The following is a 22940-nucleotide window of genomic DNA, read 5'->3' as shown; positions in this document are numbered from 1 at the left end:
GCGCTCCTCAGGCGGCGGCCGACACAAATTGGGGCAATAGGCGGTGGATTTCTGCTTGCAAGGCTTGGGCGTCGATGGGCTTGGACACATAGCCGTCCGCACCGGCGTCCAAAAAGCGTTGTCGGTCGAAACTCATGGCGTAGGCCGTGACCATGATGACCGGGGTGTCTGTGCGTGACGCGCCTTGGGCTTGGCGCAGATGGCGCAGCGCGGTCATGCCGTCCATCACCGGCATCATCACGTCCATCAAGACCAGGTCAAAGCGCTGTTGTTCAAACAACTGAACCGCTTCTTCGCCATGCTTGGCCTGTGCGTAGGTGTGGCCCATTTGGTCCAGCAACAAGCTGATCAGCTTCATGTTGATCGGGTGGTCTTCAGCCACCAGCACATGCAAAGGCTGCTTGGCGCGGGTCAACACTGGCAAGGTGTTGAAGGGGATGACGGCAGCCTCATCCGCCTGGGTGCAGGTCACGGTGAAGCGGAAGGTGGAGCCCAGATTGGGCCTGGACTCCACCTCGATGTGACCGCCCATCAAATGCACCAATGACCGTGTGATGGCCAGACCCAAGCCGGTGCCGCTGAAGGGGCTGGTGGGTTGGTCGCCCTTTTGGAATGCTTGGAAGAGCGCCTCTACTTGGTCCTGCTCAAAGCCCACGCCCGAGTCTTGCACCACAAAAGACAGCAACCAAACGCCAGGGCGGTCGCCGGGGCTAAGGTGCATGCTGGTTTGCACAAAACCTTGGTGGGTGAATTTGATGGCGTTGCCAATCAGGTTGCTCAGCACTTGGCGCAAACGCAGCGGGTCCATCAGCATGGCGGGCGCGGTGTTGGGCAGATCCTCGTAGTAAAGCGTCAGGCCTTTGGCACCGGCTTGCGGATAAAAACTGCGTAGCGTTTGGTGCATCACATCCACGGGGTGGCAGGGGCGCATGTCCAAGCTCAGGTGGCCCGCTTGGATTTTGGAGAAATCCAGCACATCGTTGATCGTGTTCATCAGGTGCTTGGCCGACTCATGGGCCAGGCCAATGAACTCGCGTTGCTGTGCCGTCAATTCGGTTTGCAAGGCCATTTGGGTCATCCCCACCAAGCCATTCATCGGTGTGCGGATTTCGTGGTTCAAGGTGGCCAAAAACTGGCGTTGCAAGGCTTGCTCGGATTGAATGTGGGCCGATACGGCGGGTGCTGCTGGTGGGGTCGATGACAACGGTGCGGCTGGGGCAGGCGGTGCGGGCTGCCGTTGTGCGGTGTGCAGTTCTTGGCGCAGTTGTTCGATTTGTTGCTGGTACTTGCCCACCAAAAATTGTGCGCCTTTCAACTCGGTCTGCACCTGTTGCAACTCGGCCTGCCAATGGTCGTATTTGTCTTTGATAGACAAAGGCGCCTTGGGTTTTTCCAATTGGCTCAGGGCCAACCACATAGCTGCCGTGCCTGCCAGGCCGACACCGAGCATGAGCAAGGGCTGGGCCCCATAGCCAAAAATCAGCAAGCCTGCCACCATGGCGAGCGCGCTGACACGCCAAATCAGTCGCCATTTTTTCAAGCAAGCATCAACCGGTGTTGGGGTGTGGCGTGTGGTCATGATGAGGAAGGGGGCATGGGCAAAGAGGACTGAAAAATGAGTTCAAAAGCACACGCTATAGCATAGGATAGAATTCAGTTTAGTTGAATAAAGATGTATCGCAAGTTTATTTTTAATTATATTAGGTTATTTGTTGTTTTTCTCAAAATTTCATGACTTCACTGAATCAAATGAGCACACCGCTAAACTGAATCACATCACCCAAGGAGCGATTTCATGCACCCAACCCCCGTTTCGATGGACCATCTTTGGCTGCCCTTCACCCCGAATCGTCAGTTCCACCAAGCGCCGCGCGTCATGGTGGGTGCCGATGGCATGCACTTCACCACCCAGCAGGGCCAACAGGTGTTGGACGGTATTTCCAGCCTGTGGTGCGTGGTGGCGGGCCACAACGTCAAGCCCATCAACGAAGCCATTCACCAGCAACTGGGCCGCTTGGACTACGCCACGGCTTTTCAATTTGGCACCGACCGCGCGTTTGAAGCCGCGCAACGCATCGCCGAACTCGCCCCTGGCGATCTGAACAAAGTGTTGTTTTGCAGTTCCGGCTCGGAAGCAGCAGACACGGCCATGAAACTGGCACTGGCCTACCACCGTGCCCGTGGTCAGGGCCACCGACAGGTGTTCATCGGTCGCGAGCGCGGCTACCACGGGGTGGGCTTGGGCGGCATGAGCATTGGCGGCATCCCGGGGAACCGCAAAGTGTTTGGCGCGGCCATGCTGTCGCGCGTCGATCACATGCGCTTTATCCACGACCCCGTGCACCACGCTTATGTGCAAAACGAGCTGCCGGTGTGGGCAGAAGACCCTTTGCTGGATTTGGAGCAACGCATCCTGCCCTTGCACGACCCTAGCAATGTGGCGGCCATCTTTGTCGAGCCCGTGGCTGGCAGCGCCGGTTGGTACATCCCACCCCAAGGCTATTTGCAACGCTTGCGCCAAATTTGCGACAAGCACGGCATCCTGTTGGTGTTCGATGAAGTCATCACCGGCTTTGGTCGCGTGGGCGCCCCGTTTGCAGCCAATTTGTTCGGCGTGGTGCCCGACATGATCACTTTTGCCAAAGGGGTCACCAATGGCGTCATCCCCTTGGGTGGCGTGATTTGTCGCGATGGCATTCACGCGGCCATGATGAACACCGATGCACCAGCCCATGCCATCGAGTTTTCACACGGCTACACCTACTCCGGTCACCCTGTGGCGTGTGCCGCTGCGGTGGCCACCCTGGATTGGTTCCGCGAAGAAGACTTGTTCGCCCGTGCCAGCCAGACGGGGCCGCAGTTGGGTGAGGCCGTGCATGCCGCCATCCGTGGCTTGCCTGGTGTGGTGAGCATCCGCAGTTTCGGCATGGCCGCTGCCGTGGAGTTGGCCGCCGACCCCGCTGCACCGGGCAAAAAAGCGTTTGAGATTTTTCTGGACTGCTTGGCCCACGGCGTGTTGGTGCGCTCGGCCGGTGACAACATGGTGTTGGCACCGGCGTTTGTGGTCACCCCAGCGCAAATCGCGCAAATGGTGGACACCTTGGCGGCGTCTATCAAACGCCACGCCTGAAAAAACCAGACGCTCAGGGCGTTTCCACTTTGCGCAACAGTTGCTCCAACACGTCGCCGTTGCTTTGCGAAATCCGCACCTTGGCGGGCAAGTAGCCGTGGCTGGGCGACAGCCATATTTCAACGGTTTGGTCATGCGTTAGCAAAGGCATGCGGCTGAGCTTCAAGGTGGGCAAACTGCCGATGGGCAACTTCAAGCTCTCTTGCTTTTCCACCACAAAAGACCACACATCGGCCGAGCGCGGGGCTGCCACTTGGAGTTGCAAGGCTTGCCCCGCTTGCCTCAAATGGGGGCTGCCTGCCATCAGGCTGGCCAATTGGGCCAACACACTCAAGCGGTCTTGAGCACCATCTTGCAGAGTCTGCGAAGGGGCGTTGCTGCTGAAGCTGATACGTTGTTTATCTCGCTCAAAATGAACTGCCCTTTCTTGCTTGTACTTGTCGCCAAAGCGCAAAGGCTGGAGGCCTTGCAGGCTCAGCACACCCACGCTGGTTTGGCTGCGCGAGCCCAACAACATGTGCCGCACTTCTTGGCGCATCTGGTAGTTGGACCCATCGTGTTGCCAAACGATGTCGCCGTCAGCGCTGTAGCGAATGCCCTTGCTCTGACCCACCACTTCAAACCACAATTTGCTGGGTGCGGGCCACAAAAACACCGCTTGGCTCAACCAAGCATTCGAGCTTGATGCCGTCGTTTGTGCCGCCGTGGTGTCTGAGGAAGAGACAGGCGGCAAGGGCGGCGTGGCTGTTTTTTCAGTGACAGGGGGCTCAGTCATGGGCGCAGTGGCCGCGTTGTCTGTGCCTGCAGCTGCGTTGTCCTCGGCTTGAGCCGAGTTGTCTTGAGCGCCAGCCACAACGTCTGGCTGTGGCGCCTCAACAGGTGCGGCCGGGGCGGCTTCCTTCGACGCTTCTGGTGTGGCAGGCGTGTCCAGCACGGCCGTGGTGCTTGGGGCAGAAGATGCGGCTGGGCGTGGTTTGCTGGCGCGTCGAGCAGGTGTTGGCTCAGTCACACGCGGTGTCAATGTCGGCGCCTGGGCCGCCATTTGCAGCTGCACCCGCACAGGTGTGGCTGCTGGTTTCAGCCCCGGCCAAGCTGATGACAAGCCATGCAAACCCACACCATGCAACAGCAACACCAACACACCCAACAGCACGAGCGCCAGGGTGTGTCGAGGGGGCGATGGATAGAATGCTTGCATGAAATTAGCCACTTACAAAGACGGATCACGCGATGGACAACTGGTGGTGGTGTCGCGCGACTTGAGCATCGCCCATTATGCGAGCGGCATCGCCAGCCAAATGCAGCAGTTGCTGGATGACTGGAACTTTATCTCGCCGCAGTTGCAAGACCTGTCGCAAACCTTGAACCAAGGTCGCGCCCGTCACGCCTTTCCCTTCGACCCCAAGATGTGCATGGCACCATTGCCCCGGGCATACCAATGGGCCGATGGCTCGGCCTACATGAACCATGTCGAGTTGGTGCGGGCCTCGCGCAACTCCGAGGTGCCGTCCAACTACTACACCGACCCGCTGATGTACCAAGGCGGCAGCGATGATTTTTTGGGCGCTTGCGACGACGTGGTGTGTGTCACCACCGACCACGGCATCGACTTTGAAGCCGAGATTGCTGTGGTCACCGCCGACGTGCCGATGCAAGCCACGCCCGATGAAGCCTTGGAAGGCATCCGCTTGGTGATGCTGGCCAATGATGTGTCGTTGCGCCGTTTGGTGCCCGACGAGTTGGCGAAAAACTTTGGCTTTGTGCAAAGCAAACCAGCCACGGCGTTCAGCCCGGTGGCCGTCACCATTGATGAACTGGGCGAGGCTTGGGACCATGGCCGTTTGCACCTGACGATGCGGGTGGACTGGAATGGCAAACGCGTGGGCATGTGCGACGCAGGCCCCGAGATGACGTTTCACTTTGGTCAGCTGATTGCGCATTTGTGCAAAACCCGCAATGTGCGTGCTGGCAGCGTGATTGGCAGCGGCACGGTCAGCAACAAAGCCGTGGAAGTCAAAGGGCAAAAAGACTGGCCCAAGGGCTACAGCTGCATCGCCGAAAAACGCGCCATCGAAACCATTTTGGATGGCAAGGCCAGCACCGACTTCATGCAGTTTGGCGACACCATCCGCATCGAGATGAAGGGCAAAGACGGCCAAAGCGTTTTTGGTGCCATCGATCAAACCATCGCGCAGCTGGCGCATTGACCCACACACAACAAGGCCGCTTTAAGCGACACCCAAAAAAAGGCCGCAACAGCGGCCTTTTTTCTTGGCTGTCTAGATTCACAAAAGGCTGGGGTCGGCCGCCATCTTGTCAAACTTCATGAAGTACTTTCGGCCCATGGCCACCAGCTGAGGATCGGTGGGGTGGTCGCTTGGAACACTGTCGATGATGGCGTGTGCGCAACCCTTGGCATGTTCTTCACACCAGGTGCGGAACTCGGTGCGGGCGGTGCCCGGGCCGGTCAAGAGCACTTCATGGACGCCTGCCAATTCATGGCTGATGGCGGCAAAGTAAGACTTGGTGTCGGCGTGCTTGCCCTGGTGGCTGTGCGTGTTGCGCGACTTGATGCGCTCGGCTTGCACATGCTCGCGGTCGAACATCAGCACATGGGCTTGCGCATGGTCGATCCAAACAACGGCGTGAAACGTAGACATGGTGATCCTTTCAAAAATCAGGCGGGGTGTTGTTTCTCAAAATGGGTTTGGCACATCAGGCAGCGCAAGGTGTGCAGCGCGGCATGCAAGCGGTCTTGGGCAATAGGCGCTCCGCAATCAAGGCAGTACCCATACGCACCGGTTTGGATGCGTTTCAAGGCCTCTTCAATGGCCAGCAGTTCCGCGGTTTCATGCTCGTTCACGGCGAACTCCAAGTCTCGGGCGGTGTTGATTTGGCCGCGGTCGTCATGGCTGTTGTCAAAGTGATCGCTGGCCTCTTCAGCACGGCTGATGCGCCCACCGCGTTGTTCGGCGATTTGCGCCAACAGTGCCTCGCGTGCTTGCTCTAATTGCGCTTTAAAGGGTTGTGCTGCGAGGGCGTCCATCAATCCACCTGTTTGTTTGTCACGGCTTGATCTTGCGCCGCCCCAAGGCGTGCAAGCTTGACCTTGGTCAACAAAGCAGCAGTCCAGTGTGGGCAGCAGGCACAATCTTGGGCAACTTCATCTCAGAGCATCCCCCCATGAAAACCATTGACTACAGCGTTTACCAAAGCCTGTCCATCACCCGCCGTGGCCCCAACGACAGCGTGCTCGACATTCAAATGAAGGCCTTGAACGGCAAGTTGCCCACGGCAGGTCACGAAGGCCACGCAGATTTGTGCGAGGTGTGGCGCGATGTGGGCCGTGACGACAGCGTGCGCTGCGCGGTGTTGCGCGGCGAGGGTTTGGGCTTCTCGGGCGGCGGCGACATGGCGCTGGTGCAAGACATGGCCGACAACTTCGAGGTCCGCACCCGCGTTTGGAAAGAAGCCCGCGACCTGGTCTACAACGTCATCAACTGCGACAAACCCATCGTCAGTGCCATGCACGGCCCGGCGGTGGGGGCAGGCCTGGTGGCTGGCTTGCTGTCAGATATTTCCATTGTGGGCAAAAGCGCCAAGATCATGGATGGCCACACCCGCTTGGGCGTGGCCGCGGGGGACCATGCCGCCATCATTTGGCCGCTGTTGTGCGGCATGGCCAAGTCCAAGTACTACCTGTTGCTGTGCGACGCGGTCAGCGGCGAAGAAGCTGAGCGCATTGGCCTGGTGTCTTTGTGCGTAGAAGACGCGCAGTTGTTGGACAAGGCCTACGAGGTGGCCGACCGTTTGGCCCATGGCAGCCAAAGCGCCATCCGCTGGACCAAATACGCTTTGAACAATTGGTTGCGCCAAGCCGGTCCGGCCTTTGACGCCTCGCTGGCGCTGGAGTTCATGGGCTTCGCTGGGCCGGATGTGCGCGAAGGCGTGGCCTCCATCAAAGCCAAGCGTCCGCCCAACTTCGGCTGAAACGCTGTTTAGAATGACCGCCATGCAAACCCTGCGTCAGTCCCGCCAACTCACCCGCTTCGTGCTGGTGTGGTTTGCTTTGGCGCTGGGCGTGGCCATGGCCTCGCCACTGGTGTCGCCCAAGTCCATCGACTTGGTGTGTTCCAGCGGCGGCGTCATGAAACTCGTGGCCAGCGATGACGGGGATGAAGCGCCAAGCAGCAGCGCCATGGACTGCCCCTTGTGCATGTCCCTGGCCTTCCCACCCGCACCGCTTGCCCTGCAAGTGGTGAAACCCTCTCCCCTGTCCCATGCCCTGCAACCGATTGCAGCGGCGCACATCGCGTCGGCCACCGCGCCGCCGCTGCCTTCTCGCGGCCCGCCCGCGCTCTGACCATCCCTTGAACCGTCTGCCAACCCAGATGTTGGTGGTTTTGATTTTGTTTGTCAGAGATTGTTATGCGCTCCATCATCCCTTGCTTCCCCCCCCATTCATCCCTGTTATTCGCTCGTTTGCTGTCGGTTCTGCTGATTGCTTTCAGTACTCAGTCCTGGTCCAACGAATCGAAACACCATGCACACGGCGACGCTCAGCAGATCACCCATGTCATGAAAGCGCAATTTGACCGCCCCGATGCGCCGCTGAAAGTGCATCCCGTGGTGGTCGATGGACACCATGCCTTGGCGGGATGGATGCAGGCCAACAAAGGCGGTCGCGCACTGTTGGTCAAGGAAAAAGACAAATGGACCATCACGGTGTGCGGCGGTGACGGCTTGCGCGACGCCAAAGTGCTGGCGCAAACCGGCATGGGCGAGGCTGCCGCACAAAGCTTGGCGGCCAAGGTGCAATCCGCCGAAGCCAAATTGAGCAAAGCCCAGCTCAAGCAACTTGCACTGTTTCAAGGCGAGTTGAAGATCGAGCCCAACACCGCGCATGGCGATGGTCACGGCCAAGGCCATCACAAGCCTGCCCAGCACGGCCAACATTGATCGCGTGAAACCCCTGTTGCACACCCTGCGTCACGCCCGCCAACTCACCCGCTTCTTGTTGGTGTGGTTTGCTTTGGCGCTGGGTGTGGCCATGGCTTCACCGCTGGTCTCGCCCAAGTCCATCGACGTGGTGTGTTCCAGCGGCGGCGTCATGAAACTGGTGGCCAGTGATGGCGGCGACGAAGCCCCAAGCAGCAGCGCCATGGACTGCGCCTTGTGCCTGTCCGTGGCTTTCCCGCCTGCACCGCTTGCCCTGCAAGTGGTGAAACCTTCTCCCTTGTCCCATGCCCTGCAACCGATTGCAGCGGCGCACATCGCGTTGGCCACCGCTCCACCGCTGCCTTCTCGCGGCCCGCCCGCACTTTGAATCTTCACTAGCAGCTCGCCTGAACCTGGGTTCAGGCACTCATTTCAAAGTTTTAGGTTCGCACACGCCATGTGTGCAAGAGAGGAAATCATGTCCCGTTATTTTTCACTTCGAGGTTTGGTTCGTGGCTTGTTGCCCTGTTTGATTTTTGCGTCCTGTTGGACCGCATGGGCCATTGGTTATGTGCAAGGTGCGCTAGAGCGCCCAGAGCCGCCAATGTCATTGTCTAAAACCATCTAAGGGGCACGCATGTTGAAACGTTCAATCATGATGGCCATGCTGGGTTTGTCGACAGGCTCTGTCTTGGCACAAGCCGAATCTTCCAGCTTGCAAGAGGTGGTGGTTTCGGGTTCGCGAGCAGAAACCAAGCTGAGCGAAACGCCTGTGTCTATTGGTTCTGTTTCCCAGGAAACATGGAATGCCGACAAGGCCAAGAGCGTGGGCGAGATCATCAACCGCATTCCTGGTGTGTTTTGGAACGACCTGGGCAATGAGCAGCACAGCATGGGCATTCGCCAGCCCATCAGCACCAATGCGGTGTACCAGTACCTGGAAGATGGCATCCCCATCAGGCCCTTGGGCGTTTTCAATCACAACGCCCTGAATGAAACCAATATGAACGGGTCTGGTGGCGTCGAAGTGGTCAAGGGTGCAGCTTCTTCGCTGTATGGCAGCAATGCCGTGGGCGGCGCGGTGAACTTTTTGACTTTGGAGCCATCACGCACGCCCACAGGCTATCTGGGCCTGCGAGGGGACGCCATTCAGGGCTATTCAAGGTTGGACTCGGGTGCCAGCAACACATGGGGTGACTTGGGCCTGCGCTTTTCGCATTACAGCTCTTACCGTGAGCATGACAATTGGCAAACCTACAGCGGTGGCAAAAAAGACTCGCTGACCCTGCGCGGCGACTACAACCTGGGCTTGTCTTCTTGGCTGAAAGCCACCTTGGTTCATACCAACCTGGTGTCTGACATGACCGGCAGCGTGTTTGAAAACGATTACCGCAGCAACCCCGGCAAAAGCATCAACACCTTCACCTGGCGCAAAGACAAAACCACCCGCGCCAACCTGGCTTGGGAAGGCGAGACCACGGCCAATGGCGTGACCACCGTGACAGCCTTTGTGCGCAACAACGACCATGGACAGACGCCGAGCTACACCATATCCACCTGCACCGAGGTGTCAGGCACAACCTGCCCAGCGGTAGGGGTGATCAATGGCACCATCAACAACAACCATGTGGAATCGATCGGTCTGGACGTCAAGCATGTGCAAGAACTGGGCTGGTTGAATGCACGTCTGGTGTCGGGTGTTTACATCGACCGCAGTCAAAACGACTATGTGTCTGACAACTTGTTGGTGACTAAAGACGCGGCGGGTCGCTACACCGGTAATGTGCTGAACAACACCGCCAACCCAAGGGGGGTGAGGGATTACGGCGCGGGCATTGCCAACGATGCCTTGTTTGCGCAATGGGAATTCTCCCCGGCCCCAGATTGGCGTTTGGTGGCAGGTGGTCGCTATGACAGCATTTCCTACGACTTCAAAAACAATTTGACGCCAGGTGCCGATTTTGGAGCCGCCAATGAGGTGCGCAGCTTTGCCAAGTTCAGCCCCAAGTTGGGGGCGACTTACGCGCTGAGTTCTGCCAGCAGTGTGTACGGCAATGTCAGTCGTGGATTCACGCCGCCCGAGGTGAGCCAGCTGTATGGCAAGAGTGCCGTGCCTGAATTGACACCAGCGACTTATGCAAACACCGAATTGGGCTGGAGGAGTCTGTTTGCCAATGGCATTCGATTGGATTCGGCGCTCTACCAACTCAACGGTGAAAACACCATCGTGTCTTACACGATTTCGCCCGGCAACAGCGAAAACCGCAATGCAGGCAAGACCCGCAGTCAAGGGTTGGAGCTGGCCCTCAGTCAGCAATTGGCAGATTGGGATTGGTTCATCAGCTCCTCCTTCGCCAAGCACACCTATGTGAGCTACATCCTGAGTTCAACTGAGAATTATTCTGGCAAAACCATGCCCCAAGCACCCAACCACACGGTGAATGCCCAAGTTGGCTGGAAAGTCACACCTGTTTCACGCTTGTCACTGGGCATGGTGCACCAAAGCCGCTATTGGATGAACAACCTCAACACCGTGAGTTATGACGGTCATACTTTGTGGAATTTGAACGCCACACACCAAATTTTCAGCAGTTTGGAGTTATGGGCGCAAATTCGAAACATCGAAGACAAACGCTACGCAGTCAGTGCTTCCAGTTCATACAAGAGCGGTGCTTTCAAACCCAACACCCAAAACACCTACTCACCTGGCGCACCCCGCAGCTACATGGTGGGACTGACCTGGAGCATGAAATGACCAGCACCCCTTCCTCACAAGCCACAGCGAAACGCATGTCTTGGCAAGCCCAAGCCATGCGTTGGCACAGGCGACTGGCGTGGGTGGCGGGCGTGGTCTTGGTCTTGTGGTGTACATCGGGTTTGATCCACACCTACCTGAGTTTGTTTGGGCCGCAACAAAAGGTGTTTCAAGCGCCACAACGGCCATTGCAGTTGCAAGGCATGAAGCCGATGGCGGAGATCCTGCGACAAGCGCAGATCGACGAGGTCAGCATGGTGCGCATCGTGGTGGGTGAGGACGACAACCTGCTGCAAGTCACCCAAGAAGCCACGCAAGTGCGTCGGTATTTCCGCTTGACCGATGGCCTGGAATTGAAAGACCACGACCACTTGCAAGCGCTTTACTTGGCGCGTCACTACATGGGCTGGCCCGAAGCGCCTGTGAAAGAAGTGCGCCGGCTCAGCGACTTCACCGACGAATACCCCTCGGTCAATCGCCTGCTGCCTGTCTACCGGGTGGCCTTTGACAACGCGGACGACACCGTGGCCTTTGTTTACACCGAGACCAGCGTGTTGGCCGGAGTGAACAACCGCCTCAAAAGCCAGTTGCAAAACCTGTTCAGACATGTCCACAGCGGCGCATGGTTGGGTCAGATCAGCGAATCCCTGCGGGTGCTGTTATTGGGTTTGTTGCTCAGTGCCTTGTTGGTGACAGCCTTGGCGGGTGTGGGTCTGCTCGTGGGTGTGCGGCGCAAACACAAAGCCCCAGGTGTCAAGCATTGGCACCGAGGGGCGGCCTATGTGTTGAGCCTGCCCTTGATCTTGCTTGCCATCAGTGGTTTGTGGCATTTGTTGCAAAACGCGGGACCCAAGCCACCGTCCAATTTGCGGCTGTCGGCACCCATGAAAGTGGACCAGATGGACTTCGCGCTGGAACGCCAGTGGAATCAGATGACAAAAGACCTGAATGTGCAGGGCCTGAGCCTGGTGCGCAGCAATGGCAGCGATCAGTGGATGTACCGCCTCAGCCTGGCCAAGCCACAAGACAAGCCACCCACCAGCCCCGAAGACATACGCAAGGCGCGGTTTGAGGGCAAAACCCCGCTGGGTGAACCGCTTTACCTGATGGCCGGGACTGGCGAGGTGTGGCCAGGTGGCGACCGGGAATTGGCGCTGCAACTGGGCGAGCGGTTTTCCGGCGTCTCCCGCACGGCGATTCAATCGGCCGAGGTGGTGACGCGCTTTGGCCCCGAATACGACTTTCGCAATAAGCGCGTGCCGGTTTGGCGCTTGGACTATGGGGCCCCGGTGAACGCGAGTGTGTTTGTCGACACCGCGACCGGGGTGTTGGCCGACATCAGCCCGAACGCGGCCAAAGCCGAGCGTTGGAGCTTCAGTTATTTGCACAAATGGAACTTTCTGGGCATGTTCGGCAGAAATGTCCACAACGGCGTCGTTTCTTTGTTCGTCATGGCCATCTTGCTGATGTTTGGCGGCTTGGGCTTGCGCATGGCTTGGTCGGCCAGGGCATCGGGCCTGCGCCCAGACGCGGCGAATGCAAGGTGAGAGAATTCAAAGCTTCGTTTGCATCGCCAACCCATGAATTCCCGCACTTCCGTCATCGTCTCCAGCGTTGTGTTGTTTCACATCGCCGCGCTGTGGGCGATGCACACGGGTTTGTTGCAACGCGTGGTGGAAGTCGTGGTGCCGGTCATGGCCATCAGCCAAGCCGAGCCGCCGCCGCCCCCGCCCAAACCCCCCGAGCCGGTGAAGCCGCCCGAGCCGCCCAAGCTGACGCCGCCGCCGAAAACGCCGCAACCGGTGTTGACGCCACCGCCCACACCCCAGCCGCCCGCACCGGCCACGCCCGAGCCACCTGCTGTGTTGGCCGCACCCACGGCGTCCGTTACCACGCCGGTGGTGCCCGCCGCTGCACCTGCCCCGCCTCCCCCCGCACCGCCGCCACCGCCTGCAGCACCTGCCAAGGTGGAATTGCCTTCCTCCAAGGCCGACTACCTGCACAATCCACCACCCGATTACCCGCGCATGAGCAAACGTTTGGGCGAGCAAGGCAAGGTGGTGCTGAAAGTCTTGATTGGCGCTGACGGCGCTCCACAAAAGGTCGAGTTGGTCACCAGCAGCGGCTTTGAGCGCTTGGACAAATCGGCCCTGGACGCGGCCATGCGCTGGCGCTATGTGCCTGGCAAACGCGGCGGTGTGGCAGAAGCCATGTGGTACCAAGTACCGATTCAATTCACTTTGGAATAAAGAGCAGTCATGAACAACGAATTTGGACTCATCAATTTATGGACCGAGGGTGACGCTGTCACCCGCTTTGTGGCGCTGCTGCTGTTGGTCATGTCGCTGGCTTCGTGGATCGTCATCATCTTGAAGTCGCTGAATTTGTTTTCAGCGCAAAAACAAGCCGCACGTGTGGAGGCGTTTTGGCACAGTGCCAATGTGGCCGGTGGCCTGCAAGCCTTGGGCAACGAAGAAGGCAACCCTTTCAGGGCATTGGCCTTGCGTGGTCAAGAAGCCTTGGCGCATTTGAAAACCGGCAGCGGTCAACCCGAGTTGTTGAAAGAGCTCGACACCAGCGATTGGGTCACGCGTGGTTTGCAAAACGCGATTGATGATGCCACCGCCAATTTGCAATCGGGCTTGGCCATCTTGGCGTCGGTGGGCTCCACATCGCCGTTTGTCGGTTTGTTTGGCACGGTTTGGGGCATCTACCACGCGCTCATGCAAATTGGCATGGCGGGACAGGCCACCATCGACAAAGTGGCGGGGCCGATTGGCGAAGCCCTGATCATGACGGCGCTGGGTTTGGCGGTGGCCATTCCCGCGGTGCTGGGCTACAACGCCTTGGTGCGCGGCAACAAGTTCATCATCACCCGCATGAACCGCTTTGCCCACGATCTGCACGCGCTGCTGATCACCGGCTCGCGTGTCAAAGCCAAGGGGTAAGCCATGGCCTTCGGCACCCAAGACGACAACGATGAGGTGATGCACGAAATCAACATGACACCCTTCGTGGACATCATGTTGGTCTTGCTGATCATCTTCATCATCACCATCCCGGTCATGAAGCACGCGGTCAACATCGAGTTGCCCCGCGCCAGTAACCAACCGCAAGACGCCAAACCGCAAACCATCCGATTGACGGTGGACGCCGAAGGCAAGTACTTCTGGAACGACGAGGCTGTGGACGAGGCCAAGTTGAACAGCCTGTTGCAAGCCGAGGCACAGAAAAAACCGCAAGCGCCCCTGCATATTCGCGGCGACAGAGCCGTGCGTTACGAACGCGTGGCGCAAGCCATGGCTGCGGCGCAACGCGCTGGCATGACGCAAATTGGATTCATCACTGAACGCACATCACCCTGAAGGAGACAACCATGTTGAAACAACTGATCACCGCAATTTGCTTGCTCGCAGCCGCTTCGGCCCACGCCCAAGTCGACGTCACCGACCCCTGGGCCCGCGCCACCGGCAAAGGCCAAAAAGCCACCGGCGTTTTCATGAACCTGACCGCCAAGAAAGCCACACGATTGGTCGGCGTCAAGTCTGAGTTGACGCCTGTCGCGCAAGTGCATGAAATGAAAATGGACAAGGACGTCATGAAAATGCAGTCCATCAAAGCGCTGGATTTGCCAGCCGGTCAAACCGTGTCTTTGAAGCCTGGCAGCTACCACGTGATGCTGATGGACCTGAAAGCGCCGGTGGCTGAAGGCAGCCATGTGGTGGTCACCTTGATGTTCGAAGACGCTGCTGGTGTTAAAACCCAGCAAGAAGTTCATGCGGTGGCCAAGAAGTCACCCATGGGCGGCGCCGACAAACACAAAAGCGGCGAACACCACAACCATTGAAAGACGCCCATGGCCAGCCAACCTGCTTTCAGCTTCGACAATTTCTTGCCCGGCTTTGATTTTTTGAAGAAGTTTGCACAGGCCAATCCGGCGGCCAGCATGCCCTCGGCCTCCCAATGGGTCACGCCAACGTTGGACCCCGAAGAGCTGGACAAGCGCATTCAAGAGTTGAAGTCGGTGCAGTTTTGGCTGGATCAAAACGCCAAAGCCTTGAGCGCCACCATCCAGGCCATGGAAGTGCAGCGCATGACCTTGTCCACACTGCAAAGCATGAATGTCGGCATGGCCGATGTGGCCGCCGCCATGACCGGACAAGCACCCAAGGCTGATAGGGCCAACGCCAAAGAAGCCGCGCCCATGGTGGATCCGATGCAATGGTGGGGCGCCATCAGCCAGCAGTTTCAAAGCATTGCCGCGCAAGCTGTGAACGACATGCAAAAACACGCCGCACACATGCAAGCTGCTGCGCCTGCGGCCCCCAAATCCGCCCGCAAAACTGCCCCCAAAACGGCTGCTCAAAAAGCACCTGCTAAAAAAGCGCCCGCGAAAAAGGCTGCTCGCAAAACCGCGCGTTGATGAAACTGTTTCCCTACGGCCACGCCACCCATCCACATTGGGAAATGGCAGCTGACATGGTGCTGGCGCAACTGCGTGCCCACATGCACAACCCGGCTTATGCCGATGCACCCAGCCTGGGCCTGATCTACATCACCGACCATTTGGCGCGTCATGCGCAAGACATCTTGGATCATGTGGCGCTGGCCTTGCCCCAAGTGGAGCATTGGTCGGGCACTGTCGGTGTGGGCATTTCTTCCAACAACGTCGAGTATTTCGACGAACCTGCCTTGGCCGTCATGCTGTGCGACATCCCGAGCAGCCAATTCCGGGTGTTCAGCGGGCAGGCCCCCTTGGGGCAAGCCTTGGCAAGCGGCTTTGTAGCGCAAACCGCCTTGGTGCATGCCGACGCGCACACGCCTGAACTGAGCGAATTGATTGAAGACTTGGCACGCAGTACCGCAGGCGGGTTTGTGTTTGGCGGCTTGGCGTCAAGCCGCACCGAGGCCTTGCAATTTGCACGCGGTGGTGAACGCACACCACCCGCCACGGGCCGAGGCCATGGGGTTTATTCAGGGGGCCTGAGTGGCGTGGCGTTTGCACCCGAGGTGCAAATGCTCACGCGGGTGACGCAAGGCTGCAAACCCTTGGGCGAGGTGCGTGAAATCACCGAAGCCAATGACCATGTGATCTACAAGCTCGACGGCGCACCTGCGCTGTACGCCTTGATGCATGACCTGAACGTGCCCATCGACGACCCGCGCTCGGCCGTGGACAAGGTGCGCCAAACCTTGGTCGGCCTGTCCTTGCCCCACACGCCGACGCTGCGCCCCACCGGCGGCTTGGACGACGCGGTGATGGTGCGCCACATCATTGGCTTGGACCCGGTGCGCCACGGTGTGGCCATCGCGCACTGGGTAGAGCCCGGCATGCATTTGGCGTTTTGCCAACGCGACGCGAAAGCGGCCAAGGCTGATTTGCTTCGCATCGCCACTGAAATCCGTGAAAGCTTGGAGCCCGAAGAAGTGAGCCTGGAGGCCATGGGCGCGCCTGATCTGCTGAACCATGTGAGCCAAGCGGGCCAACGCATCGCTGGTGCGATTTATGTGAGCTGCACCGGGCGCGGCGGCCCGCACTTTGGCGCACCCAGCGCCGAGTTGCAGATCATCCAACGCGCTTTGGGCGACGTGCCCTTGGTGGGGTTTTTCGCGGCTGGCGAAATTGCAAACCAACAGGTGTATGGGTACACGGGGGTGTTGACGGTGTTCACGGGGGATTGAACTCAGCTATTCCAAAATAGTTGCATGAACGTACGAAACAACGTACCATTTGCCCTCGTTGAAAGGAAGCAAGATGACCACGGTACTCACAGCCAGCGAGGCGCGAGCCAACTTGTACCGCTTGATGGACCAGGCGGCGGACACGCACGAGCCCATTCTGATCACCGGCAAGCGGAGTGATTCTGTCTTGGTTGCTGCCGAAGATTGGCAAGCCATCCAAGCGACATTGCACTTGTTGTCGGTGCCAGGCATGCGCGAATCCATCCATGAAGGCATGGCCGAGCCCTTGGATGAAAGCGCCAAGGAATTGGACTGGTGAGCTGGCAAGTGGTGTTTGCCAAACATGCATTGAAAGACGCACCCAAACTTTCAGCAGCAGGGCTCAAACCCAAAGCACAGGCTTTGTTGGACATCTTGGCAGTAGACCCGTTTCAAAATCCGCCGCCGTTTGAAAAATTGGTGGGTGATTTGGCAGCCGCCTATTCACGCCGCATCAACATTCAACACCGATTGGTCTACCAGGTGTTGTCCTCAGAGCGCACCGTGCGAGTTTTGCGCATGTGGACGCATTACGACTAGCCCACCGCTTGAAAGCAGCGAGAACGCCAATGGTCAAACGCCCAGCGCCCTGTCCCCTTTGAACCTCGCCGCCATACCGGCAAAGTTGCCCGCGTCCAGCGCATCACGCACTTCTTGCATCAGGTTCAGGTAGTAGTGCAGGTTGTGGATAGTGGCCAGCATGGGCCCCAGCATTTCGCCGCAGCGGTCCAGGTGGTGCATGTAAGCGCGGCTGAAACCTTCGCGCCCACCGTCGTTCCAGCTCACGCCTGAGTTGCCCGCACACGCATAACAAGTGCAGCTTGGGTCGATCGGCTGGTGGTCGGTTTTGTGGCGGGCGTTGCGCAGTTTCAAGTCGCCGTAGCGGGAGAACAGCGTGCCGTTGCGGGCGTTGCGGGTGGGCATCACGCAGTCGAGCATGTCCACGCCGCAGCGCACGCCTTCCACCAAATCTTCCGGCGTGCCCACGCCCATCAGGTAGCGCGGTTTGTGCGCGGGCAGGCGGTGCGGCGTGTGCGCCATGATCTCCAGCATTTGGTCTTTGGGCTCGCCCACACTGACGCCGCCTATCGCGTAGCCTGGGAAATCCATGGCCACCAACGCCTCTAAAGATGCTTGGCGCAGTTGGGGAAACATGCCGCCTTGCACGATGCCAAACAAGGCGTTCGGGTTGTTCAAGCGGGCGAATTCATTTTGGCTGCGCACCGCCCAGCGGCGGCTCATTTCCATCGACTTGGCGGCTTCGGCCTCGGTGGTGATGTGGCCGTTGGTTTCATAAGGGGTGCATTCATCGAGCTGCATCACGATGTCGCTGTTGAGCGTGGTTTGAATCTGCATGCTCACCTCGGGCGACATGAACAGCTTGTCGCCGTTCACTGGCGAGGCAAAGGTCACGCCTTCTTCGGTGATTTTGCGCATCGCGCCCAAGCTCCACACCTGAAAGCCACCCGAGTCGGTGAGGATGGGTTTGTGCCACTGCTCAAAACCGTGCAAGCCGCCAAAGCTTTGCATCACGTCCAGGCCGGGGCGCATCCACAGGTGAAAGGTATTGCCCAAAATGATTTGCGCACCCATGTCATGCAGGCTGCGCGGCATCACGCCTTTGACCGTGCCGTAGGTGCCCACCGGCATGAAGATCGGCGTTTGCACCACGCCATGGTTCAGGGTCAGGCGGCCACGGCGGGCCAGGCCTTCGGTTTTGATCAGATCGAATGTCAGCATTGGGGCAGTTTAAGTGCCCCCAGATAACATCAGAAGGGCATCGGTGCATAGACACTTCGAATTCTTTACTTTAAAATTTGCTTTACTAATGTTAAAAAGTAAAGGAGACTGAATATGTCAAGCAATGCAGTTGTTTCAAGCAAAGGACAGGTCACTTTGCCTGCGGCCATGCGGACCCAGCTGGGCATAGAGCCGGGCTCACCTATTCAGTTTGAAGTGCGGGGCAAAGAAATTGTGATCACGCCTTTGCTCCCGATGAGCGCTTATTACGGCATCCTCAAAGGCTACGACTTGGGTGACATCGAGCCATCCAAAGAACCCGACAAGGATCACGCATGAACATGGTCGATGCCTCTGGCTGGATTGAGTTTTTTTTGGCGGGTCCAAACGGTCCCCAATTCAAACCCATCATCGAAAACCAAGCCCATTTGTTGGTCACCAGCATCAATCTGTACGAAGTTCATCGGTTGTTGTCACGCAAACTGCCCACAGACTTGCGCGACACCTGCTTGAACTTGATGCGCCGCGTTCCCATCATCCATTTCGACGATGCCATGGCCATTGCCGCCGCCGAGTTGTCCTTAAAACACCAACTTGCGATGGCCGATGCAGCCATGTACGCCATGGCCATTGCACAGCAAGCCACGTTGTGGACGCAGGATGCGGATTACCAAGGACTTCAGGGCGTGGCGTATGTACCCAAACCCTGAGCTTGTCGGCTCAGCAGCATGGCGTCGCCATAGCTGAAGAAACGATAGCCCTGTGAAATGGCGTGTTGGTACAGCGCGTGCATGGGTTCAAAGCCCGCGAAGGCCGCCACCAACATCAACAAACTGCTTTTGGGCAAGTGGAAATTGGTGATGAGCAGGTCCACCACCTTGAACCCAAAACCGGGCGTGATGAAGATGGTGGTGTCACCCTCGGTTTGCCCTGATATCGCCCAACTCTCCAGGGTGCGAACCGTGGTGGTGCCCACTGCCACCACACGGCCGCCACGTGCTCGGCAGTCGGTGATGGCTTGCAGTGTTTCAGGGGGAATGCTGTACCACTCGCTGTGCATCTGGTGCTCGCTCAAGTTCTCGGTTTTCACCGGCGAAAACGTGCCTGCGCCCACATGCAAAGTCACGCTGGCGCGATGCACCCCCATGGCTTGCAAAGCATCAAGCAAGGCTTGGTCAAAATGGAGCGCTGCGGTCGGAGCTGCAGCCGCGCCGGGGTGTTTGGCAAACACGGTTTGGTAACGCGCCACGTCCTCGGGGTTCATGCTGTGTTTGTCCCGTGCAATGTAGGGCGGCAGCGGCACGTGGCCGTGTTCGCGCATCAAGCCCAAAGGCTCGGCGCTGAAGCTGAACCGAAACAAAGGTCCATCCTCATGCGGCCAACGGCCCAGCAAGGTGGCTTCAAAAACAGGGGCGGTGCCCGCTTGGTTGAACATCTGCAGCACCGTGCCCACCGGCGGTTTTTTGCTGACCTTCATGTGCGCCACCACCTGGTGTGCGGCGTCATCGGTGTCGGGCAGCACCCGCTCGACCAACAGCTCCAGTTGACCGCCACTGGGTTTTTCGCCAAACAATCGCGCTGGCACCACTTGCGTGTCGTTGAACACCAGCAGGTCGCCGGGTTGCAGCAAGTCGGGCAAATCTTTGAAGCTGCGGTCGGTGAAATTGTTGCTGCGTCCATCCAGCAAACGCGAGGCACTGCGCTCGGGTGCCGGCGTTTGGGCGATCAGTTCAGGGGGGAGGTGAAAGTCGAAGTCGCTTAAAGCGAAGGGGCGAGAGGCTGCTGCAGGAGGCATGTGCTTGAGGGCCGGACGGGCCCATTCCAAGTGAAGGAGGCGCAAATTGTGGCATGCCCGTCAGTGGTAATCGTCTTCGCGCTGGTGCCTGACCGCCAAGATGGTGACATGTTGCGCATCGTCGATTTCAAACAAAGCCAAATAACCAGAGGCGCCAAAAGGAATCAGCAACTCCCTGACAAAGGGACCCAATGCGCCAGCAGAGGCTTTGCGACAAGTGAAGGGCGAATGCGCCAAGAAGGAAAAACTTTGTTCAATGGCGTGTCGTGAATGGATGGCCAACTCAAGGTCCAATTCGAGCAAGAAATTGAACAGCCGAAGCAAATCTTCTTCAGCATCGCTGGTCAAGCGGACTTCAAACGACGGCATTCTTCTTTTTCTGGGCAGCTGAAATCAGCCCATCGAGCTTGCTCAAAACTTCAGCTGCAGGAATGTATTGGTTGGCTTGACGCGCAGATTGAGAAGAGCGCAAGGCTCTGGCCACAAACTCGTCGTCTGCTGCGCGTTGGGCAATGGTGTTTTCGAGGGCTGTTTCCATGAGTTTGGAGAGTGTTTCGTTGGGGCGCAAAGCACGTTCGGCAGCTTCGCGAAGCTCAGGGTTGACACGAATCGCGGGCAAGGTGGATGTTTTCATGGTCATGGCCTTCCAGGTTGTGATGCAATTGTAATGCGCGATGTGCGCTGTGCACATCAGCAGGCACAATCTCACAGCCATGCCCACCCCAACGCCCGAGCGAAAACCCTTGTCCCTGCCGCAAAAAGCCTTGCGCAAAATGGGTTTGCTGCGCCCGGTGGACTTGGCGCTGCACCTGCCAATGCGCTATGAGGATGAAACCCAGTTGGTGAAGCTGGCAGACAGCCGCGATGGCGAGGTGATTCAAATTGAAGCGGTGGTGAAAAGCTGCCAAGTGGTGTTCAAGCCGCGCCGCCAATTGCAAGCGGTGGTGGACGATGGCAGCGACACCTGCACGCTGCGTTTTTTCAACTTTTACCCGAACATGCAAAAGGCGCTGGAAGTCGGCCGCCAAGTGCGTTTGCGCGGCGAGGTGCGCGGCGGCTTCATGGGCCGCACCATGATGCATCCGACAGTGCAAGCTGCGGGCGGCGCACTGGCCACAGCGCTCACCCCCGTCTATCCCAGCACCGCCGAGCTGCCGCAAGCCTATTTGCGCAAAGCCGTGCTGGGCGGCTTGGCCTACGCGTTGCGCGGCCAAGCCTTTGCCGAAACCATTCCCGCCAACCATTTGCCGCCGCACAGTTGGGGCCTGGCGCAGGCGCTGCAGTTTTTGCACCACCCGACACCCGATGTGTCTTTGGCGCAGTTGGAAGACCACACGCACCCGGCTTGGCAGCGGCTCAAAGCCGAAGAATTGCTGGCGCAACAGCTCTCGCAGTTGCAGGCCAAGCGCGAGCGGCAGTTGCTGAATGCCCCAGTGCTGGCGCACAGCCACAGCCCCAAAGGGGTGTTGGCGCAATTGCACGCTGCCTTGCCGTTCACACTCACCCAGGCCCAGCAGCGGGTGGTGACTGAAATTGCCAATGACGTGGCGCGTGCCGTACCCATGCACCGCTTGTTGCAAGGCGATGTGGGCTCGGGCAAAACCGTGGTGGCCGCGTTGGCGGCTGCGCAGTGCATCGACGCAGGTTGGCAGTGCGCCTTGATGGCACCCACGGAAATATTGGCGGAGCAGCATTTCGCCAAACTGGTGGGTTGGCTGGCGCCGGTGTTGGCCCCGCTGGGTTTGCAAGTGGCGTGGCTGACCGGCAGCCAAAAGAAAAAAGAACGCGACGCCATGCTGGCGCTGGTGGCCAGCGGCCAAGCGGCCTTGGTGGTCGGCACCCACGCCGTCATTCAAGACAAGGTGCAGTTCAAACACCTGGGGCTGGCCATCATCGACGAGCAACACCGTTTTGGCGTGGCGCAGCGTTTGGCGCTGCGGCAAAAACTCTCGGACGAGCAAACCAACCCCACCGAGGCAGGCGGTGCCTTCAGTGCCGGCGACCACACGAACACCATCCCGCGCGAACCGCATTTGCTGATGATGAGTGCCACGCCCATTCCGCGCACCCTGGCCATGAGCTACTACGCCGATTTGGATGTTTCCACCATCGACGAGTTGCCGCCCGGGCGCACACCCATCGTCACCAAGCTGGTGGCCGACAGCCGCCGCGATGAAATCATCGAGCGCATTCGCGTGCAACTCACCGAAGGACGGCAGATTTACTGGGTGTGTCCGCTGATTGAAGAAAGCGAAGCACTGGACCTGCGCAACGCCACCGACACCCACCAAGCCCTGTGCGAAGCGCTGCCGGGCGTCATGATCGGTTTGCTGCATTCGCGCATGCCGCAAGCCGAGAAGAAGGCGGTCATGTCGCTGTTTGTGCAGGGACAAATGGGTGTGTTGGTCAGCACCACAGTGATTGAAGTGGGTGTGGACGTGCCCAATGCCTCGCTGATGGTGATCGAGCACGCCGAGCGTTTTGGCCTGAGCCAGTTGCACCAATTGCGCGGTCGGGTCGGGCGTGGCGCGGCCGCCTCGGCCTGCGTGCTCTTGTATTCGCTGGGCGAGCATGGCCGCTTGAGTGACACGGCGCGGGCACGCTTGCGGGCCATGGCTGAGACCAACGACGGCTTTGAAATTGCACGGCGCGATTTGGACATCCGTGGCCCAGGTGAATTTTTGGGAGCAAGGCAATCGGGCGCGGCCATGCTGCGCTTTGCCGACTTGACGGTGGACCATGAACTGTTGGACTGGGCGCGGCAACTTGCGCCCACCATGCTCGACCAACACCCGACCTTGGCGGCACGCCATGTGGAGCGTTGGTTGGGTGGAAAATCCGACTTTCTGAAAGCCTGACAC

At 58.7% G+C, this 22940-nt stretch carries 28 protein-coding genes; 20 read left to right on the top strand and 8 right to left on the bottom strand.

Annotation, left to right across the window (positions count from 1 at the left end; all coding sequences use genetic code 11):
* Positions 1-7: 7 nt before the first annotated feature.
* Positions 8-1579, bottom strand: coding sequence for a response regulator (locus tag AC8GFP_RS10055; RefSeq protein ID WP_506612775.1), 1572 nt, complete (start codon positions 1577-1579; stop codon positions 8-10).
* Positions 1580-1795: 216 nt separating this feature from the next.
* On the opposite strand from AC8GFP_RS10055, the gene aptA reads away from it, so the two are divergent.
* Positions 1796-3130: an omega-aminotransferase AptA gene (gene aptA, locus AC8GFP_RS10050; protein WP_506612773.1), complete on the top strand. Its 1335-nt coding sequence runs from the start codon at positions 1796-1798 to the stop codon at positions 3128-3130.
* A 13-nt stretch (positions 3131-3143) separates the two neighbouring features.
* Here aptA and AC8GFP_RS10045 read toward each other — a convergent pair whose 3' ends face one another.
* A complete protein-coding gene (locus tag AC8GFP_RS10045; protein WP_506612771.1) occupies positions 3144-4328 on the bottom strand; it encodes a DUF3108 domain-containing protein in 1185 nt (394 codons plus the stop codon).
* Between AC8GFP_RS10045 and AC8GFP_RS10040 the strand changes: the two genes are divergently transcribed.
* The gene (locus AC8GFP_RS10040; RefSeq protein ID WP_506612770.1) at positions 4327-5337 is read left to right on the top strand and encodes a fumarylacetoacetate hydrolase family protein; all 1011 of its coding nucleotides are present in this window, start codon (positions 4327-4329) and stop codon (positions 5335-5337) included. The genes AC8GFP_RS10045 and AC8GFP_RS10040 overlap by 2 nt on opposite strands.
* Positions 5338-5415: 78 nt before the next feature.
* Here AC8GFP_RS10040 and AC8GFP_RS10035 read toward each other — a convergent pair whose 3' ends face one another.
* Both AC8GFP_RS10035 and AC8GFP_RS10030 read right to left on the bottom strand, forming a co-directional pair.
* Positions 5416-5790, bottom strand: a complete 375-nt coding sequence (locus AC8GFP_RS10035) for a hypothetical protein (protein ID WP_506612768.1) — start codon at positions 5788-5790, stop codon at positions 5416-5418.
* 17 nt (positions 5791-5807) lie between these two features.
* On the bottom strand, positions 5808-6176 hold the full coding sequence (locus AC8GFP_RS10030) for a TraR/DksA family transcriptional regulator (protein ID WP_506612767.1): 369 nt from the start codon (positions 6174-6176) through the stop codon (positions 5808-5810).
* A 137-nt stretch (positions 6177-6313) separates the two neighbouring features.
* On the opposite strand from AC8GFP_RS10030, the gene AC8GFP_RS10025 reads away from it, so the two are divergent.
* From AC8GFP_RS10025 to AC8GFP_RS09955, 15 genes are all read left to right on the top strand, one after another.
* On the top strand, positions 6314-7120 hold the full coding sequence (locus tag AC8GFP_RS10025; protein WP_506612765.1) for an enoyl-CoA hydratase/isomerase family protein: 807 nt from the start codon (positions 6314-6316) through the stop codon (positions 7118-7120).
* Between the two features lie 22 nt (positions 7121-7142).
* Positions 7143-7493 (top strand): DUF2946 family protein, encoded by a 351-nt coding sequence (locus AC8GFP_RS10020; protein ID WP_506612763.1) that lies wholly within the window; start codon positions 7143-7145, stop codon positions 7491-7493.
* Between the two features lie 65 nt (positions 7494-7558).
* The gene (locus AC8GFP_RS10015) at positions 7559-8089 is read left to right on the top strand and encodes a copper uptake system-associated protein (RefSeq protein ID WP_506612761.1); all 531 of its coding nucleotides are present in this window, start codon (positions 7559-7561) and stop codon (positions 8087-8089) included.
* Entirely contained in the window at positions 8034-8456 is a 423-nt protein-coding gene (locus tag AC8GFP_RS10010; protein ID WP_506612759.1) for a DUF2946 family protein, read from the top strand. The genes AC8GFP_RS10015 and AC8GFP_RS10010 overlap by 56 nt, the downstream gene beginning before the upstream one ends.
* Before the next feature lie 90 nt (positions 8457-8546).
* Positions 8547-8696, top strand: coding sequence for a hypothetical protein (locus AC8GFP_RS10005; protein ID WP_506612757.1), 150 nt, complete (start codon positions 8547-8549; stop codon positions 8694-8696).
* 9 nt (positions 8697-8705) lie between these two features.
* Complete coding sequence (locus AC8GFP_RS10000) at positions 8706-10823, top strand: TonB-dependent receptor family protein (protein WP_506612755.1); 2118 nt, start codon at positions 8706-8708, stop codon at positions 10821-10823.
* Positions 10820-12370: a PepSY domain-containing protein gene (locus tag AC8GFP_RS09995; RefSeq protein ID WP_506612753.1), complete on the top strand. Its 1551-nt coding sequence runs from the start codon at positions 10820-10822 to the stop codon at positions 12368-12370. The genes AC8GFP_RS10000 and AC8GFP_RS09995 overlap by 4 nt, the downstream gene beginning before the upstream one ends.
* 33 nt (positions 12371-12403) lie before the next feature.
* A complete protein-coding gene (locus tag AC8GFP_RS09990) occupies positions 12404-13072 on the top strand; it encodes an energy transducer TonB (RefSeq protein WP_506612751.1) in 669 nt (222 codons plus the stop codon).
* 9 nt (positions 13073-13081) lie between these two features.
* The gene (locus AC8GFP_RS09985; RefSeq protein WP_506612749.1) at positions 13082-13771 is read left to right on the top strand and encodes a MotA/TolQ/ExbB proton channel family protein; all 690 of its coding nucleotides are present in this window, start codon (positions 13082-13084) and stop codon (positions 13769-13771) included.
* A gap of 3 nt (positions 13772-13774) precedes the next feature.
* Positions 13775-14188, top strand: coding sequence for an ExbD/TolR family protein (locus AC8GFP_RS09980; RefSeq protein WP_506612747.1), 414 nt, complete (start codon positions 13775-13777; stop codon positions 14186-14188).
* Positions 14189-14199: 11 nt separating this feature from the next.
* Positions 14200-14670, top strand: a complete 471-nt coding sequence (locus AC8GFP_RS09975; protein WP_506612745.1) for a copper chaperone PCu(A)C — start codon at positions 14200-14202, stop codon at positions 14668-14670.
* A gap of 9 nt (positions 14671-14679) precedes the next feature.
* Entirely contained in the window at positions 14680-15246 is a 567-nt protein-coding gene (locus tag AC8GFP_RS09970) for a PhaM family polyhydroxyalkanoate granule multifunctional regulatory protein (RefSeq protein ID WP_506612743.1), read from the top strand.
* On the top strand, positions 15246-16505 hold the full coding sequence (locus AC8GFP_RS09965) for an FIST signal transduction protein (protein ID WP_506612741.1): 1260 nt from the start codon (positions 15246-15248) through the stop codon (positions 16503-16505). Before AC8GFP_RS09970 ends, AC8GFP_RS09965 begins: the two co-directional genes overlap by 1 nt.
* Before the next feature lie 73 nt (positions 16506-16578).
* A complete protein-coding gene (locus AC8GFP_RS09960; protein ID WP_506612740.1) occupies positions 16579-16824 on the top strand; it encodes a type II toxin-antitoxin system Phd/YefM family antitoxin in 246 nt (81 codons plus the stop codon).
* On the top strand, positions 16821-17084 hold the full coding sequence (locus tag AC8GFP_RS09955; protein WP_506612738.1) for a Txe/YoeB family addiction module toxin: 264 nt from the start codon (positions 16821-16823) through the stop codon (positions 17082-17084). The genes AC8GFP_RS09960 and AC8GFP_RS09955 overlap by 4 nt, the downstream gene beginning before the upstream one ends.
* 33 nt (positions 17085-17117) lie before the next feature.
* On the opposite strand, the gene tgt is transcribed toward AC8GFP_RS09955, so the two are convergent.
* Complete coding sequence (gene tgt / locus AC8GFP_RS09950; RefSeq protein ID WP_506612736.1) at positions 17118-18284, bottom strand: tRNA guanosine(34) transglycosylase Tgt; 1167 nt, start codon at positions 18282-18284, stop codon at positions 17118-17120.
* A gap of 114 nt (positions 18285-18398) precedes the next feature.
* Here tgt and AC8GFP_RS09945 point away from each other — a divergent pair, with 114 nt between their 5' ends.
* Together AC8GFP_RS09945 and AC8GFP_RS09940 are read left to right on the top strand one after the other, a co-directional pair.
* The gene (locus tag AC8GFP_RS09945) at positions 18399-18623 is read left to right on the top strand and encodes an AbrB/MazE/SpoVT family DNA-binding domain-containing protein (RefSeq protein ID WP_506612734.1); all 225 of its coding nucleotides are present in this window, start codon (positions 18399-18401) and stop codon (positions 18621-18623) included.
* Entirely contained in the window at positions 18620-18994 is a 375-nt protein-coding gene (locus AC8GFP_RS09940; protein WP_506612732.1) for a type II toxin-antitoxin system VapC family toxin, read from the top strand. The genes AC8GFP_RS09945 and AC8GFP_RS09940 overlap by 4 nt, the downstream gene beginning before the upstream one ends.
* Here the strand turns inward: AC8GFP_RS09940 and queA are convergent.
* Genes queA through AC8GFP_RS09925 form a run of 3 tightly spaced genes read right to left on the bottom strand, consistent with a single transcriptional unit; the run spans position 18964 to position 20713 of the window.
* Positions 18964-20079, bottom strand: a complete 1116-nt coding sequence (gene queA, locus AC8GFP_RS09935; protein ID WP_506612973.1) for a tRNA preQ1(34) S-adenosylmethionine ribosyltransferase-isomerase QueA — start codon at positions 20077-20079, stop codon at positions 18964-18966. The genes AC8GFP_RS09940 and queA overlap by 31 nt on opposite strands.
* 60 nt (positions 20080-20139) lie before the next feature.
* Positions 20140-20448 carry a type II toxin-antitoxin system RelE/ParE family toxin gene (locus tag AC8GFP_RS09930; RefSeq protein WP_506612730.1) on the bottom strand — a complete coding sequence of 103 codons (309 nt, stop codon included), beginning with the start codon at positions 20446-20448 and terminating at the stop codon, positions 20140-20142.
* Positions 20435-20713 carry a YlcI/YnfO family protein gene (locus AC8GFP_RS09925; RefSeq protein ID WP_506612728.1) on the bottom strand — a complete coding sequence of 93 codons (279 nt, stop codon included), beginning with the start codon at positions 20711-20713 and terminating at the stop codon, positions 20435-20437. Before AC8GFP_RS09925 ends, AC8GFP_RS09930 begins: the two co-directional genes overlap by 14 nt.
* A 79-nt stretch (positions 20714-20792) precedes the next feature.
* Between AC8GFP_RS09925 and recG the strand changes: the two genes are divergently transcribed.
* Positions 20793-22937, top strand: a complete 2145-nt coding sequence (gene recG, locus AC8GFP_RS09920; RefSeq protein WP_506612727.1) for an ATP-dependent DNA helicase RecG — start codon at positions 20793-20795, stop codon at positions 22935-22937.
* Positions 22938-22940 lie beyond the last annotated feature (3 nt).

Origin of the sequence: Limnohabitans simekii (SeqCode) (genome assembly GCF_965234735.1) — a bacterium.
Taxonomy (GTDB): domain Bacteria; phylum Pseudomonadota; class Gammaproteobacteria; order Burkholderiales; family Burkholderiaceae_C; genus Limnohabitans; species Limnohabitans simekii.
This window is presented reverse-complemented; position numbering and strand designations above follow the sequence as displayed.